This window comes from Cupriavidus sp. TMH.W2, from assembly GCF_050847365.1.
Lineage (GTDB): Bacteria > Pseudomonadota > Gammaproteobacteria > Burkholderiales > Burkholderiaceae > Cupriavidus.
Genome location: NZ_CP193793.1, coordinates 2,448,020 through 2,462,324 on the forward strand (window position 1 = coordinate 2,448,020; position 14,305 = coordinate 2,462,324).

Below are 14,305 nucleotides of genomic sequence, written 5' to 3' on the forward strand. Positions count from 1 at the left end.
GTGAGCGGGGGTCACCCGTTCCCGCCGCCCTTGCCGTTGCTGATGGCGTGCGGCCCGGATCCCAGCAGTTGCAGCAGCCGCGCCTCGTCCGCGCGCAGGCGCGTCGCGCATGGCGCGCGCCCGCCCGCTTGCAGCGCGCCGGCAAGGTAGGCATCGATGACATCGGGGTGCACGTAGCACTTGCGGCAGATCGCAATGGTATTGCGCAGCTGTCCCGCCACCTCGCGGATAGCGTCAGTCACTGCCTTGCGCCGTGCGGTCTCGCTGGCAGGCGCGGGCAACTTGCGCAGGATCGCCAGCGCATGCACGCTGCCGGCCCAGGTGCGGAAATCCTTGGCGGTGAAGCCTCCGCCGGTGACTTCCTGCAGGTAGGCGTTGACGTCCGCCGAGCCGATCTCGCGGATTTCGCCATCGGTGTCGCGATATTTGAACAGGCACTGGCCGGGCAGGTCGGCGCAATTGCGCACGATGCGCGCGAGCCGCGGGTCATTGACCGAGACGTCGTGGCTGATGCCGCTCTTGCCGGTGAACTGGAAGCGCAGCCGGCTGCCGCGCACCGTCACGTGGCGGCGGCGCAGCGTGGTCAGGCCGTAGGTGTGGTTATGCCGTGCGTAACGCGGCGAGCCCACGCGCACCAGCGTGGCATCGAGCAGCAGCACCACCGCGGCCACCACTTTCTCGCGCGGCATGCCGTTGCGGCGCAGGTCGCGCGTCACGCGCGCGCGCAGGCGCGGCAGCGCGGCGCCGAAGGCCGCCAGCCGCGCATACTTGTCCGTGTCGCGCAGCGTGGCCCATTGCGGGTGGTAGACATACTGCTTGCGTGCGCGCGCATCGCGCCCGGTGGCCTGCAGGTGGCCGCGCGGGTCCGGGCAGATCCAGACCGATTCGTAGGCGGGCGGAATCGCCAGCGCGGCGATGCGCGCCAGCGTGGCAGCGTCGCGCACACGCTTGCCGTCCGGGCCGGCATAGCTGAAGCCGCTGCCGTGCCGCCGGCGCGTAATGCCCGGGCTGCAGTCGTCGACATAGCGCAGCCCCGCGTCGCGCAGCACCGTGTCGAGGGTGGCAGTGGCTTCGGTGCCCGGCGGCGTGCTGTCCATGCGCGGGCGATGCTAGGACGCGCCCGGGGCGCTGGCCGGCTCTGGCTGCGGCGTCTCCAGCCCGGCATCGGGTTCGGGCGGCGCTGGCTTTGGCGGCGCCGGCGCTGCCGCGGCCTCGGCGGTAACCGGGCCGGCACGGGCCGCGGTGACCATTTCACGCAGCCAGTTGACCAGCAGCGCGTCGAAGCCCCCGCGCACTACGGTCAGCCTGGAGCCGCCATAAACCTGTTGCCCGCGGTTGTGGGCGGTCAGCCACTGGGTGCCGCAGTAGCAGGCCTGCAAGCCGGCCAGCGCCAGCTTGCCCACGCTGTAGGTCTGCGGCGCGTCCAGGTCGCGCTCCACCACCAGGCCGTGGCTTTCCACCCTCTCAGGCGTCAGTGCGGCCAGCGCCTCGTCCAGCGCGTGTTCGCTGTCGACCACCCACTGGCCCAACCCGCCGGCGCCGCGCGTGTCCTTCAGCCGGACTGGCCCCAGCGCCAGCAGGCGCAGTGCCGCGATGCGCGCATCGCTGAGCGCGAAGGCGGCAAAGCCTGGCAGCGTAGCCCCCACCACGCGCTGCACAAAGGCGTCGGACCAGCCGGGCGGAGCCGCGGCGCCGGGCGCCACCAGGCCATGCGTGATCGCCTTGGTGGCCACGAACGCATGTGGCACCAGCCCGCCGAAGAGATCGCCTTCGCACTGCACGCCCAGGGCATCGGCCAGCTCGCGCCCCACCAGGGTGTGCGCCGGCACGAGGTACGGCACGGGCTGTCTGGCATCCGGCATGGTGTAAGAGCCGGCAAAGGGCAGGCCCGCAATTTCCGCGACCTTGCGGGCAATATTGGCGAGGGTCGTGCCGTGGTGGCAGTCAGCCTGGGACAGGGTCTCGCAGCCATAGGCCATCACCGGCCGACGGCTCGACGGCGCTGGGGCCACGCTCGCCGCCGTCGGCGGCGGTTTTCGCTTTATCGCCTTGCTTGATCCGGTCACGGCCGGCTCCTATATGCTGGGCGTCGCTCAGGCGTCTTTGGAAGGAGGCCCTCTGCCGACACTAGGACCCTGCCACCGTGGCAGTAGCCGGACTGCTGCCGGCAGTCCGCGCCTCGTCCAGCGAATGGCTCGACTTGATGCCGGCTTCCTTGTCGGCCAGTTCGGCCAGGTGGCGATAGAAATTCACAAGCTGGCGCAGCTCTTCCTCGTCCAGTTCCTCGATCGACCCCAGCACGTGGCTGGCATCACGGTGCGAGGCGAGCAGCTCATTGAGCTTCAGGCGGACGGCGACCGCGGCCTTGGGCAGAGGAATCACAAGTCCTGAACGGCGCGCCGAAAAAGCGAAACGCCGGACCTGCCTCCGGCGCCTCGCTCCCCCGGCTTCAGGTCAATGGCTCAGCCCCATGGGTCATACCGGTCCGCCTCCCAATATGGCGAAACCCCGTAGTACTGGTGGATGCTGGTCGCCCACTGCGAATCCGCCATGGTGGGCCAGTGGTCCTTGTCAAACCCCGGCGCTGCCTTGAGCCGGTCCCGCTCGACGCCGAGCACGAAGCACTTGCGCCGCGTATCCAGCGTCAGCGCGGACCACGGCAACGCAAAGAGCTTCTCGCCGATGCCGAGGAAGCCGCCCATCGCCAGCACGGCGTAGGCGACGCGCCCTCCCAGCACGTCGATCATGATGTGGTCGATGGTGCCGATATCGTCGCCGGCAGGGTCAACCACTTTGTTGCCTTCGAGCGTATCGGCTGCCATCACAAACGGGCCGGGGCCCGGGGAATCGCGGTCAATGCCGCCGACGATGGATGCGCCGTGCGGCTGTTCGCCGTGGGATTCTGGTTGGACTGGGTTCATGGATGCCTCCTTTTGGCGTTTCCTTTGCGGGCAGGGTGGAGAAGCTGCGAAGCGGCCGGCGATGACGCGCGCTTCAGCGCTTGGACGGCTTGGCCGATGCGCCCTTGCGCTGGGCGGCCGGCTTGGCCCCCGCGGGCTGGTGCTCGCTGCCTCGCCTGAGCTTCCAGTCGACGTCATCGCGCGCGGTCTGCGTCTTCTTCTCGGCATGCATGGCTGCGCTCGGCGAGATCGGATCGCTGGCCGGGAATGTCATCTCCAGCGAATCGTCCACGGCGGCCTGATAGGTCCTGGCTTCCTTGCTGCGCTGCCTGCCGCCGGCGGCTGGCTTGCTGCCCGCGCTGGCCTTGCCCGCAGACGGACCGCTCATGCGGGCGGCCTGCGACTTGTCAGGCTTCGCGGATGCCATGGCCTTGGTTGACTTTGCGGCCTTGGCGGACTTCGCGGCTTTCGCCCCGGACGGCTTGTGAGCAGCCTGCCCGTCCCGGGCGGACTTGCGGCTGGCTTTGGGCATGGTTGTTCCCTCCTTGGTTGGGTCACTCATCCATGCAAGGGGCGGGCCAGACAGACGCGGGCCATGCGGGAGGCCACCGGCCGGTGTGCCGTCAACGCGATGCATGGCGTGAGCGGCCGCCCTGTCGGGCAAGCGGTACGCGTAGCGATGGCGCCACGCAGGTAAAAACTACACCGGTGTGCGCCGCGTCAGGCGCGGCGCATGTGGCGCGGGAACCTGACGGCAATGCAGACGCTGATCTTGTCGCTGTCGCAGCCGTCGGTCTCCGCGCTCACCGCAGCCCCGTGCATCTCCACCATGCGGCGCGTCAGCAGCAAGGCGCTGCTTTGCCGGGACGGGGGCGCGCCGCCCTGCGCCGGCCGGCGGCCGAAGAAATCCGTCAGCGCTGCCAGCCGGCTCGCACTGCGCTGCGGGTCCAGCGGCGGGCTTTCGGTAATGCGCAGCTTGACGCATTCGGCCTCGCTGGACAGGTGCACGCTGACCGCGCCGCCGGCCGGGGCGCGCCAGATGCAGTGCATCAGCAGATGCCGCAGCAGCGGGGCCAGGCGCACGGGGTCGCCGTCGATCCCAAAGGCGCTTGCCAACAAGCCTGGCGCTTGCGGCGCATCCTGCGATTGCTGCGCATTGCAAGATGGGGGCGATCCTGCAGCAGCGCCGTCCGTGGTCAGCGCAGACAGCAGCACGCCGCGCGCGTCGGCCGCGGCGCGGCGGTCGGCAATGGCCTGGGCGACCAGCGCCAGCAGGTCAATGTGCTGCCAGCCCGGCGTGCTCTCGTCGGCCAGCAGCCGCACCGCTTCCTCCATTTCCTCGATCAGCGCCAGCTGCTGCTGCATGCCGGAGCGGATGCCGTCCAGCGCGCGCTGTGCCGGCGCCGGCGCGGCATCGAAGGCGCGGTCCAGTACATAGGCCCAACTCTGGATGGCGTTCAGCGACGAGCGCAGATCGTGCGCGGACTGCTCGATCAGCGCGCTGACCTCCTGCACGGTGCGCACGGCCTCGGCGCTGCCAATACCGGGGGCTTGCGCGTCGAGCGCGTCGGCTTTGACTGGATCCGCATTGATTGGATTCGCGATGCGCGAAGCCTCGGCAGACGGGTCAGTAGCGTCCGGCAGCCCGGACTGCGGGGATTGCTGCGTCATGTGCATGTCGGCCGCATCGGCCGGTGGGCATAACAGGCCGGATTGGCCGGGGTTGCTGCAATGCGAAGCAAGAAACGTGCTGCGCGAGCCGCAGCCGGCGCCAGGCTTGTACCCCCGAAACCCGCCATCCCCATAGCCACAAGCCCTCGCGCTCGCCGTCACCCGGTTGCCGACGAGCCCGTGTCGTTGCGCGAGGCGCGCAGCCACTCCGGCAATTCTCCACGGGCGGCATAATCTTCCAGCCGGTTGTACAAAGTCTTCAGGCTGATCCCCAGGATCTCCGCTGCATGCTTTTTCACGCCGGCGCACTGTTCGAGCGTGGCAAAGATCAGCTGGCGGTCGGCGTCGGCCAGCGACATGCCCACCGGCACCGACACTACCGCCGCGCCCGGTGCCTGCGTGGACGCGACCTGCAGCGGCACCTGCACTTCGGTGATGAGGTCGTCATCGGCCATGATGAAGGCGCGCTGCACAAAGTTGCGCAACTCACGCACATTGCCGGGCCAGGCGTGCAGACGCAGGCCGTCCAGCACCTTGGGCGCAAAGCGGCGTTGCGTGCCCTGCTCGGCGTTAAGCTGCTCCAGCATCATGTTGGCGATCTGGATCACGTCGTCGCCGCGCGCGCGCAGCGGCGGCAGTTCCACCGGGAACACATTGAGGCGGTGGAACAGGTCGGCGCGCAGCTTGCCGTCGGCCACCGCCTCCTCGGGGTTGCGGTTGGTGGCGGCCAGCACGCGCACCTCGGCATGGCATTCGCGGTTGGTCCCCACGCGCATGAAGGTGCCGGTCTCCAGCACCCGCAGCAGCTTGACCTGCAACTCGGCCGGCATCTCGGTGATCTCGTCCAGGAACAGGGTGCCGCCGTCGGCGCGCTCGAAATAGCCCTTGTGCTGGCGGTCCGCGCCGGTAAAGCTGCCGCGCTCGTGCCCGAACATCTCGCTTTCGATCAGCGTGGGCGAGATCGCGCCGCAATTGACCGCCAGGAACGGCTGGCGCCGGCGCGAAGACAGCTCGTGCACGGTCTGGGCGGCCAGCTCCTTGCCGGTGCCGCTTTCGCCGATCAGCAGCACGGTGGCTTCGGTGGGCGCCACGCGCGCGAGCTGGTCGTAGACCACCTGCATCACCTCGGAACTGCCCATGAGCCGGCCAAAGCGGCCATAGCGGCGCAGTTCGCCGCGCAGCGAATGGATCTCCGCGCGCAGCTCGCCCGTGGTGGCCAGGCGCTTGAGCACAGTCTGCAGGCGCGCCACGTTGATGGGCTTGACCAGGTAATCGGTCGCGCCGGCGCGCAGCGCTTCCACCGCGCTTTCCACGCTCGCGTAGCCGGTGGTCAGGATGACCTCGACACCAGCGGCGCCGACTTCTTCGAACAGTTCCATGCCGTTGCCGTCCGGCAGGCGCAGGTCAGCCACGATCGCCTCTGGCATGCGCCAGCCGATCTGCAGCCGCGCTTCGCGCAAGGTGCCGGCGGTGGCCGAGGTGAAGCCTTCCATGGCCACGATTTCAGCCAGCGCGGCGCATGCGTTTTCGTCGTCATCGACAATCAGGATGTGGGGCATACGATCCGTCAGTGAGACCTAATCGAAACTTGGCCAAAGCCGATGGGGCACCTGCTTCCGGAGGGGACGTCCGTCGGCACGCTCCATGCGTGGCGGGCACGACGGCACAGGGCGCGGCCCGGCTTTGGCTGCGGACTCTGGTCCACACGGCTGGTCCACACTGCGTACTGCAAGTCTAAGCCCGGGCAGGCACGGTCGTTTGCCGGTGTCCGTCTGACAAAGGGGTCGGAACTCTCCGCGCGGGTCCGCGCAACTATGGCAACCCCTCCCGGCAAGAGCTAGCATAGGAACTTCTCCCGACAACCGCACCCGAACCGAGTCTCCATCGCGAGCATCGGCCGCCAGCGCGCCAGTGACAGCCAGCACACCGCGGCGCAGCAATGCCGCTCCCGCTTCAAGCCAGCCTGCCGGCACGGCTGCGCCGGCAGGCGACACCGCGCCCCGCCGGGCCATGCCGTCGCAGGTGTCGCTGCTGCGGGAAAGCACATCGCCCGCGATGCAGCGCGTGCTGGCCCAGGTCGAGCGCGTGGCGCCCACCGACGTCACCATGCTGGCGGTAGGGGAAAGCGGCTCGGGCAAGGAAGTGGTAGCGCGCGCCGTCCATGAGCGCAGCGCCCGCCACAACGGCCCCTTTGTCGCTGTCAACTGCGGCGCCATCCCGCCCACCCTGATCGAGTCCGAATTATTCGGCCATGAGAAAGGCGGCTTTACCGGCGCGATCGAGCAGAAGGCCGGCTACTTCGAGCAGGCGCAGGGCGGCACGCTGTTTCTCGATGAAGTCACCGAAATGCCGCTCGAGATGCAGATCAAGCTGTTGCGCGTGCTGGAGGGCCGCACCTTCCACCGTGTCGGTGGCGATACGCCGATCACCACCGACGTGCGCATCCTGGCAGCCACCAACCGCGACCCGGTCGAGGCGGTGCGCGGCGGCCAGCTGCGTGAAGACCTGCTGTACCGGCTGGCCGTGTTTCCGCTGCATATCCCGCCGCTGCGCGAGCGGCCCGAGGACATCCTGCCGCTGGCACGCCACTTCCTGGCCGAATACAACGCCATGGAGCGCACCGACAAATCCTTCTCGGCAGGCTCGCTCGACCGGCTGGTCCGCTACGACTGGCCCGGCAATGTGCGCGAGCTGAAGAACGCGGTCTACCGCGCCTTCATCCTGGCCGACAAGGTCGTGGAGATCGGCAATCCCAACCTGGTCTCGCAGCCGCCGCGGCCCACCACGGTCGACGGCGTGGTCAACGTGCGCGTCGGCACCACGCTGGCCGACACCCAGCGCGAAATCATCATGGCCACGCTGGCGCGCTTTGACGGCGACAAGCGCCAGGCCGCGCGTGCCCTGGGCATCAGCCTGAAGACGCTGTACAACCGCCTGGACGCCTACCGTTCCCTGTGAGGCGGCGACCTGGGGCTTGCCGGCAGCGGCGTGGCCAGCGCGCGCGACAGCGCATCGATCGCCAGTGGCTTGGTCAGGTGCGCATGGAAGCCGGCCAGCTTGCTGCGGCGCTGGTCCTCGGCGCTGCCGCGCCCGGTCAGCGCCAGGAACTGGACCGCGCGGCCGCCGCAAGCCTTGCGCAACGCCTGCAGGACTTCATAGCCCGACATGTCGGGCATATGCAGGTCCAGCAGCACGCAGTCCGGTCGGAATTCGGAGGCCACGGCCAGCGCCTGCTGGCCGCCGTGGGCGGCGCGCGCCTCGTGGCCGAGCATGGTCAGCAGTTCCGCCATGCTGTCGGCCGAATCGGCATTGTCGTCCACTACCAGCACGCGCCGGCGCGGCATCTTCCCGGGTGGCAGCGTGCCGGCCTCGGGCGGGCGCGCCGTGGCGCGCGGCAGAATCACCGTGAAGGTGCTGCCCTTGCCCGCACCGGCGCTGTCGGCCTGGATCGCGCCGCCGTGCGCTTCCACCATGGCCTTGGCCAGGGCCAGCCCGATGCCCAGCCCGCTGGGGCTGCCGGTGTCGTTCTCCTGCGCAAACAGATTGAAGATGCGATCCAGCGCGGCGGGCTCCAGTCCGCGGCCGGTGTCCGAAACCGCCGTGACCACGCGCGCCGGCTCCACGCTCACACGCACGCTGACGGTACCGCCGCGCGGCGTGTACTTGGCGGCGTTGCTGAGCAGGTTCAGCAACACCTGCCCCAGCCGCGCGGCATCGGCGCGCACGTAGGGCGAAGTTTGCGGCAGCGACACCACCAGTTGCAGGCCGGCCGCCTCCAGCATGGGGCGGATCGCCTCGATGCTGGTGATCACCACGTCGTTGTATGAGGTCCGGGTCAGCTCTATCTTCATCTTGCCGGCGGTCACGCGGCCCACGTCGAGCAGGTCGTTCACCAGCCGCTCCAGCTGGCGCAGCTGGCGTTCGATGATCTCCGCGCAGCGGCGCACGCGCGGCGCCGTGTCCGGGGTCAGCGCGATCACTTCTACGGCATTGCGCACCGGCGCCAGCGGATTGCGCAGTTCGTGCGCCAGGATGGCCAGGAAGGACTGCAGCCGGCGGTTGCCGGCTTCGAGCGTTTCCAGCCGCAGCGCATCGCTGAGATCGCGCGCGGTCCACAGCAGCCCGGTCGGGCAGCCTGCCGCGTCGCGCACCAGCACCATGCGCGTATGGCAGCGCACCACCGAGCCGTCCTGGCGTGCCAGGCGCTCGTCGCCGGCCCATTGCCCGCAAGCGCGCGCGGCGTCCAGCGCGGCCCGGTCGCGTCCCGCGGCGGCATCCTGGCGCGTGTAGAGGCATGCCAGCGGCTGGCCCAGCGCCTGCGCCGCGGCGTAACCGGCAAGTGCCTGCGCGCCGACGTTCCAGCTGCGGATGGTGCCGTCGAGGTCAAGCTCGCATACCGCCGTGCCGGGAAGGTTTTCGGCCAGCAGCCGCAACCGGTCGTCTGCGAGCCGCGCATGCTCGGAGGCGGCCAGCTGCACCGTGGTATCGCGGCAAGACACGATAAAGCCTGCTCCGGCCACGCCTTCTGCCGTTGCGCCGCCATTGCCGCACGCGGTGCCCGCCGCATCGGCCATGCCGATGCGGCGCATGACGCAACTTGCGCTCAGCAGGCTGCCGCCGCGCCGCACGCGCCAGCCCTCGTCGCGCGCGCTGCCGGCCTGCGCGGCCGCATCCAGCCATTGCTGCGGCAGGCCGGCGGCAACGTCCTCGGGGCGGTGCAGGGAAGAAAGATGACGGCCGGCGATCTCCGCGGCGCTGTAGCCGAACACGCGCCGCGCCGGCTCCGGCCACGCCACGATGCACCCGCGCGCATCGATCTCGAACACCGCGCAGTCCTCCACCGCATCCAGCAGGCGCCGGTACTGTTGCGCCAGCTGGCCGCCAGCGTCCGGCGGCGGGCCCCCGGGTTCGGCCGTGAGTGTTGTGCGAACATCGTTTGCCGCTTGCGGCTCGGACATAAGCGCACCTTCGGTATGGTTGGCATGGGGACAGGCCGCGCGCAGGCCCAGATGCCCGCGAGCGCAGGCATCCGAGTCCATGATAGCCGTTGGCGGCCCATGCGCCATGCACCACCCGTTGCGCGCGACGCGGTCACGACGCGCCCGGTTGTCGTGCGGGCAGGCTAGCGCCTGCGCAACTGAACCATCGCAGCGACCGCGGCCGAAGCGCCAACCACCAGCGCCGTGGCCAGCATGGGATACCGCGCCGTGGCAGTGTAGGGACACGATTGCAGCGCGGCACGGGTGCCGGTGCGTTCCTGCAGTCCGCTGCCGCTGCCATACAGCGCATTGTCCTCGATCGGACCGGCCGGATGGCGCGTCTGCTGCGCGCGGCCCATGAAGCGGCGCATGAAGCGGTCGAAGGTGTGCGGCGCATGGTACGCGGCGGCCGAGAACGCCTTGGCGGCCGCGCCCACAAACAGTTCGCGGCGCGGATTCTCGGCGGCGAACAGGATGGCGTCGGCCGCCAGCGCCGGGTCATACAGCGGCGGCGGCAGGCGCGGCTCGACATCGAGGAAATTCTTGGCGTGCATGGCCAGCGGCGTCTCCAGCCCCGCCGGCTTGATCAGTGTCACGCTGACCTGCGCCTGCTCCTGCTCCAGTTCCAGCCGCAGCGAATCTGTGAATCCCTTGATCGCATGCTGCGAGGCCGCATAGGCGCTCTGCAGCGGCATGGGGCCATCGGCCGCCTCGCTGCCCATGTTGATGATGGTGCCGCCGTGCTCGCGCAAGTGCGCTGCCGCCGCCAGCGAGCCATGGACGGTGCCCCAGTAGTTGGTGTCGAACAGGCGCCGCTGGTCTTCCAGCGGCACATCGCAATGGCGCCCGAAAATCGTGACGCCCGCGTTGTTGATCCAGGTATCGAACCCACCGAAGCGTTCGATGGCGGCCTGCGCCACCCTGGCAACCTCTTCATGCTTGCCGACATCGGCCACGACGGTGATGACTTCGCTACCCTGCTCGCGCAGCTCTTCGGCCAGCTGATGCAGGGATCCCTCGCTGCGCGCCACCAGCACCAGGCGCGCGCCCTGCTGCGCCGCCTTGCGCGCAGTGACCAGGCCCACGCCGCTGCTGGCGCCGGTCAGGACCATGACCTGCGAGCCAATTTTCTTCAGGGTCGGTTTCATCTGCCGCCTCCTCGGGGAGGCCCGGCACCGCGCCGGGCGTGCCGGTTGGGATTCGCAAGGAGCGTTCCCGTCGCGCCCCGGCTGTGACGGCGGCAGGCCGGCGTCACAGCCACGGCAGATTTACAACAGCCGGTAAGAAGCACATGCCCGCCCGCTGTAGGACGGGCGCCGATTTCAGCCGCGGCATGTGCTGCCTAAGCTGGATGTATTCACGCAACCGGCGACAGTCATGGCCAAGACAACGCGACAGGACCCGGGCGGACGGCGCGCCGCGGCAAAAGACAGGGCCAGGCCCGCCGCCAAGACTGGCAGCAAACCCTCGGGCAAATCCGCAGCAAAATCCCCCGGCAAGCGCGCCGGCACCGCCCGCCCGGCGGCACGCGGCACGGCGGCGCTCGACCAATACCGCCGCATGCGCGACTTCAGCGCCACGCCCGAACCCGGCGGCGCCGCTCCCACCCGCGCCACGCCGCGCAAGCGTGCCGCCGCGCTGTCTTTCGTGATCCAGAAGCACGCGGCGCGGCGGCTGCACTATGACTTCCGGCTAGAACTTGGCGGCACGCTGAAAAGCTGGGCCGTGCCCAAGGGGCCGAGTCTGGATCCCGCCGACAAGCGCATGGCGGTCCATGTCGAGGACCATCCGATGGACTACGCCGGCTTCGAGGGCGTGGTCCCCGCCGGCCACTACGGCGCCGGCACGGTCATCGTCTGGGACCGCGGCACCTGGGTCCCGGCGGGCGATCCCGAAGCGGGCTACCGCAGCGGCAAGCTCAAGTTCGAGCTGCGCGGCGAGAAACTGCACGGCCACTGGACCCTGGTGCGCATGCGCGGCAGCCGGCAAAAGGAGCAGGACGCGTGGCTGCTGATCAAGGAGCGCGACCAGGCCGCCGTGCCCGCGTCGCAGTTCGATGTGGTCGAAGCCCTGCCGGACAGCGTGCTGGGCGGCACACAACGCAAGCCTTCGGCAAAGCGCGCCGGCAAGGCACCAGCGCCCGAAGCAGCCCCGCCGGAGACCGGCAGCGGGATCAAGGCGCTGAAGCCGCCACGCGGCGCGCCACGCGCGGCGTTGCCGCTGGCGCTGGCGCCGCAGCTGGCCACGCTGGTCGAAAAGCCGCCGCCCGATTCCGGCGCCTGGCGCTACGAGATCAAGTTCGACGGCTACCGGTTGCTGGCGCGCGTCGACGGCAAGGATGTGCGGCTGTTCACCCGGCAGGGCCATGACTGGACCAGCAAGCTGCGCGCGCTGGCGCGCGATGTCGGCGCGCTGGGCCTGGGCGAGGGCTGGCTCGACGGCGAGATCGTGGTGCTCGGCAAGCACGGCGAGACCGATTTCCAGGCGCTGCAGAACGCCTTCGATACCGCGCGCGTCGAGGGCATCCGGTACTTCGCGTTCGACCTGCCCTGGTTCGCCGGCCATGACCTGCGCAAGGTGCCGCTGGCACAGCGCCGCGCGCTGCTGCGCCGCATCTTCGAGCACAACACCTCGCCGCGCCTGCTGTTCAGCGAGGACTTCGAGGCCAGCGCGGGCGATATGCTCGATGCGGCCTGCCGCATGAAGCTCGAAGGCGTGATCGGCAAGCGCGCCGATTCCGTCTATGTCAGTGCGCGCAGCAATACGTGGATCAAGCTCAAGTGCACCCTGCGCCAGGAATTCGTGGTGGCGGGCTTCACCGACCCCAGGGGCAGCCGCGCCGGCATCGGCTCGCTGCTGCTCGGCGTGCACGATGCCGGCGGGCGCCTGCGCTATGCGGGCAATGTCGGCACGGGCTTCGACACCCGCACACTGGATGCGCTGCGCGCGCGGCTGGACGCGCTGCGCGCTGATTCAGCGCCCTTCGAAACCGTGCCGGCGGGGGTGCGCGGGCACTGGGTCAAGCCCAGACTGGTGGCCGAAATCTCGTTCGGCAGCTGGACCCGCGAAGGCCGCGTGCGCCATGCGGTCTTCCACGGCCTGCGCACCGACAAGCCCGCGGGCGCGGTCTCGGTGGAGCGGCCGGCGGCGCCCGCGGGCAAGACCAAGACCGGGGCCAGGCGCCCCACCGCCGTCGGCGGCAAGGTCTCGATCAGTCATGCCGGGCGCGTGATCGACGCCGAATCAGGTCTGAGCAAGGGCGATCTGGTGCGCTACTACGAGCGCGCCGCGCCGCTGATGCTGCCCCACCTGTGCGGGCGCCCGATCGCCATGGTGCGCGCGCCTTCGGGGGTGGCCGGCGAGCAGTTCTTCCAGCGGCACAGCGACACACTGCGCGTAGACGGCCTCAATGTGCTCGACCGCGACCTGTGGCCAGGGCATCCCGCGCTGCTGGAGATCGCTTCGGCCGAGGCGCTGGTGGCCGCGGCGCAGCTCAATGTCGTGGAGTTCCATACTTGGAATGCCAGCAAGCGCAGCATCGACCGCCCCAACCGGATCATCTTCGACCTGGACCCGGGCGACGGCGTGCCGTGGACGCATATGCAGGAAGCGGCTGCGCTGATGAAGGCGCTGCTCGATGAACTCGGCCTGGCCAGCTTCCTGAAAACCAGTGGCGGCAAGGGGCTGCATGTGGTGGTGCCGGTGACGCCGCGCGCGGGCTGGGACGAGATCAAGGACTTTGCGCACGGCGTGGTGCTGCATGTCGCCGCGACGCTGCCGCAGCGCTTTGTCGCCAAGAGCGGCGCACGCAACCGCGTCGGCAAGATTTTCATCGACTACCTGCGCAACGGCATGGGCGCCACCACCGTGGCGGCGTTCTCGGCGCGCGCGCGGCCAGGCCTGGGGGTGTCGATCCCGGTGTCATGGGAGGAACTGGACACGCTGACCAGCGCCGCGCAATGGACGGTGGCAAACGTCGGCCCCCGGCTCGATGCCCTGGAAGCCGACGACCCGTGGGCGGACTATGCCGGCAGCCGGCAGGCGATCACTCGGGCCGCGGCCCGTCTCGCGCGCGTCCGGTAGCCATTGCCCCATCGACTGACGGCACATTTCTTGCCCTTGGACAGTCATGGCCATGCCGCAATCCCACGGAGAAACGATGATGAGCGAACTCAGGATCCGAGGAGCCATCCGGGCCGCCGGCACTACCGGCGCGGCACCGCGCAATCGCCGCGGGCTGCGGCACCTGCTGATCTCGTGCGCCATGCTTTCCTTCACCGCCGGGCCGGCGCAGGCGCGGCTGCCCGCACCGACGCCCGAGCAGCAGCAGGCCGCCGAGGCCAAGAAGGCCAAGGAAGCGGAGGCGGCCAAGCAGCAAGCCGACGCACTCACACAAGTGCAGGACAAGATCGCCGCCCGCTTTGGCAAGGGCGCGACGCCCACTGCCGCCACCGAGCCCGGCAAGATCTCGCAGAAGGCGGTCGAAGCGCCGGGCACTGCCGGTCCGCAAGGTGGCACGTCCCCAAGCGCCGAGGCGCACAGCGGCGAGGCAGTCCGACGTTGAGGCCCGGCAGCGCCGGCACATCGACGCAGTGGCAGGCGCCCTCGGGCCGCTTGTCCGGCACGCCTCTTGCCACAGCGAAGCGGAACGCCTCTGCAAATACCGCAGCCATGTAGATGCACAAGGGGGATGGCGATGGATGCGTTGGACAGATATGCAAGAAATACAAGGACCTGGCGCTTCCGCCTGGTAAT

The 14,305-nt window shown here is 69.6% G+C and carries 12 protein-coding genes; 3 read left to right on the plus strand and 9 right to left on the minus strand.

Annotated elements, in window-relative coordinates; all coding sequences use genetic code 11:
- Positions 1-11: 11 nt before the first annotated feature.
- The 7 genes from ACREYQ_RS28495 to ACREYQ_RS28525 form a co-directional block, all read right to left on the minus strand.
- Positions 12-1,097 (minus strand): DNA topoisomerase IB, encoded by a 1,086-nt coding sequence (locus tag ACREYQ_RS28495; protein WP_432261308.1) that lies wholly within the window; start codon positions 1,095-1,097, stop codon positions 12-14.
- Positions 1,098-1,109: 12 nt separating this feature from the next.
- Positions 1,110-2,066, minus strand: a complete 957-nt coding sequence (locus tag ACREYQ_RS28500) for a DUF3182 family protein (protein WP_432261309.1) — start codon at positions 2,064-2,066, stop codon at positions 1,110-1,112.
- A gap of 61 nt (positions 2,067-2,127) precedes the next feature.
- Positions 2,128-2,382, minus strand: a complete 255-nt coding sequence (locus tag ACREYQ_RS28505) for a low affinity iron permease family protein (protein WP_432261310.1) — start codon at positions 2,380-2,382, stop codon at positions 2,128-2,130.
- Between the two features lie 80 nt (positions 2,383-2,462).
- Positions 2,463-2,921: a PRC-barrel domain-containing protein gene (locus tag ACREYQ_RS28510; RefSeq protein WP_432261311.1), complete on the minus strand. Its 459-nt coding sequence runs from the start codon at positions 2,919-2,921 to the stop codon at positions 2,463-2,465.
- A 73-nt stretch (positions 2,922-2,994) separates the two neighbouring features.
- The gene (locus tag ACREYQ_RS28515; RefSeq protein WP_432261312.1) at positions 2,995-3,432 is read right to left on the minus strand and encodes a hypothetical protein; all 438 of its coding nucleotides are present in this window, start codon (positions 3,430-3,432) and stop codon (positions 2,995-2,997) included.
- 188 nt (positions 3,433-3,620) lie between these two features.
- Positions 3,621-4,571: a sensor histidine kinase gene (locus ACREYQ_RS28520; RefSeq protein ID WP_432261313.1), complete on the minus strand. Its 951-nt coding sequence runs from the start codon at positions 4,569-4,571 to the stop codon at positions 3,621-3,623.
- A gap of 158 nt (positions 4,572-4,729) precedes the next feature.
- Positions 4,730-6,130 carry a sigma-54-dependent transcriptional regulator gene (locus tag ACREYQ_RS28525; protein ID WP_432261314.1) on the minus strand — a complete coding sequence of 467 codons (1,401 nt, stop codon included), beginning with the start codon at positions 6,128-6,130 and terminating at the stop codon, positions 4,730-4,732.
- A 352-nt stretch (positions 6,131-6,482) separates the two neighbouring features.
- Between ACREYQ_RS28525 and ACREYQ_RS28530 the strand changes: the two genes are divergently transcribed.
- Entirely contained in the window at positions 6,483-7,529 is a 1,047-nt protein-coding gene (locus ACREYQ_RS28530; protein WP_432261315.1) for a sigma-54 interaction domain-containing protein, read from the plus strand.
- On the opposite strand, the gene ACREYQ_RS28535 is transcribed toward ACREYQ_RS28530, so the two are convergent.
- Both ACREYQ_RS28535 and ACREYQ_RS28540 read right to left on the minus strand, forming a co-directional pair.
- Positions 7,514-9,529 (minus strand): hybrid sensor histidine kinase/response regulator, encoded by a 2,016-nt coding sequence (locus ACREYQ_RS28535; protein ID WP_432261316.1) that lies wholly within the window; start codon positions 9,527-9,529, stop codon positions 7,514-7,516. The two genes, ACREYQ_RS28530 and ACREYQ_RS28535, sit on opposite strands and share 16 nt — an antisense overlap.
- Before the next feature lie 164 nt (positions 9,530-9,693).
- On the minus strand, positions 9,694-10,698 hold the full coding sequence (locus tag ACREYQ_RS28540; protein WP_432261317.1) for an SDR family oxidoreductase: 1,005 nt from the start codon (positions 10,696-10,698) through the stop codon (positions 9,694-9,696).
- 229 nt (positions 10,699-10,927) lie between these two features.
- Here ACREYQ_RS28540 and ligD point away from each other — a divergent pair, with 229 nt between their 5' ends.
- Together ligD and ACREYQ_RS28550 are read left to right on the plus strand one after the other, a co-directional pair.
- Positions 10,928-13,633 (plus strand): DNA ligase D, encoded by a 2,706-nt coding sequence (gene ligD, locus ACREYQ_RS28545; RefSeq protein ID WP_432261318.1) that lies wholly within the window; start codon positions 10,928-10,930, stop codon positions 13,631-13,633.
- A gap of 76 nt (positions 13,634-13,709) precedes the next feature.
- A complete protein-coding gene (locus ACREYQ_RS28550) occupies positions 13,710-14,114 on the plus strand; it encodes a hypothetical protein (protein WP_432261319.1) in 405 nt (134 codons plus the stop codon).
- Positions 14,115-14,305 lie beyond the last annotated feature (191 nt).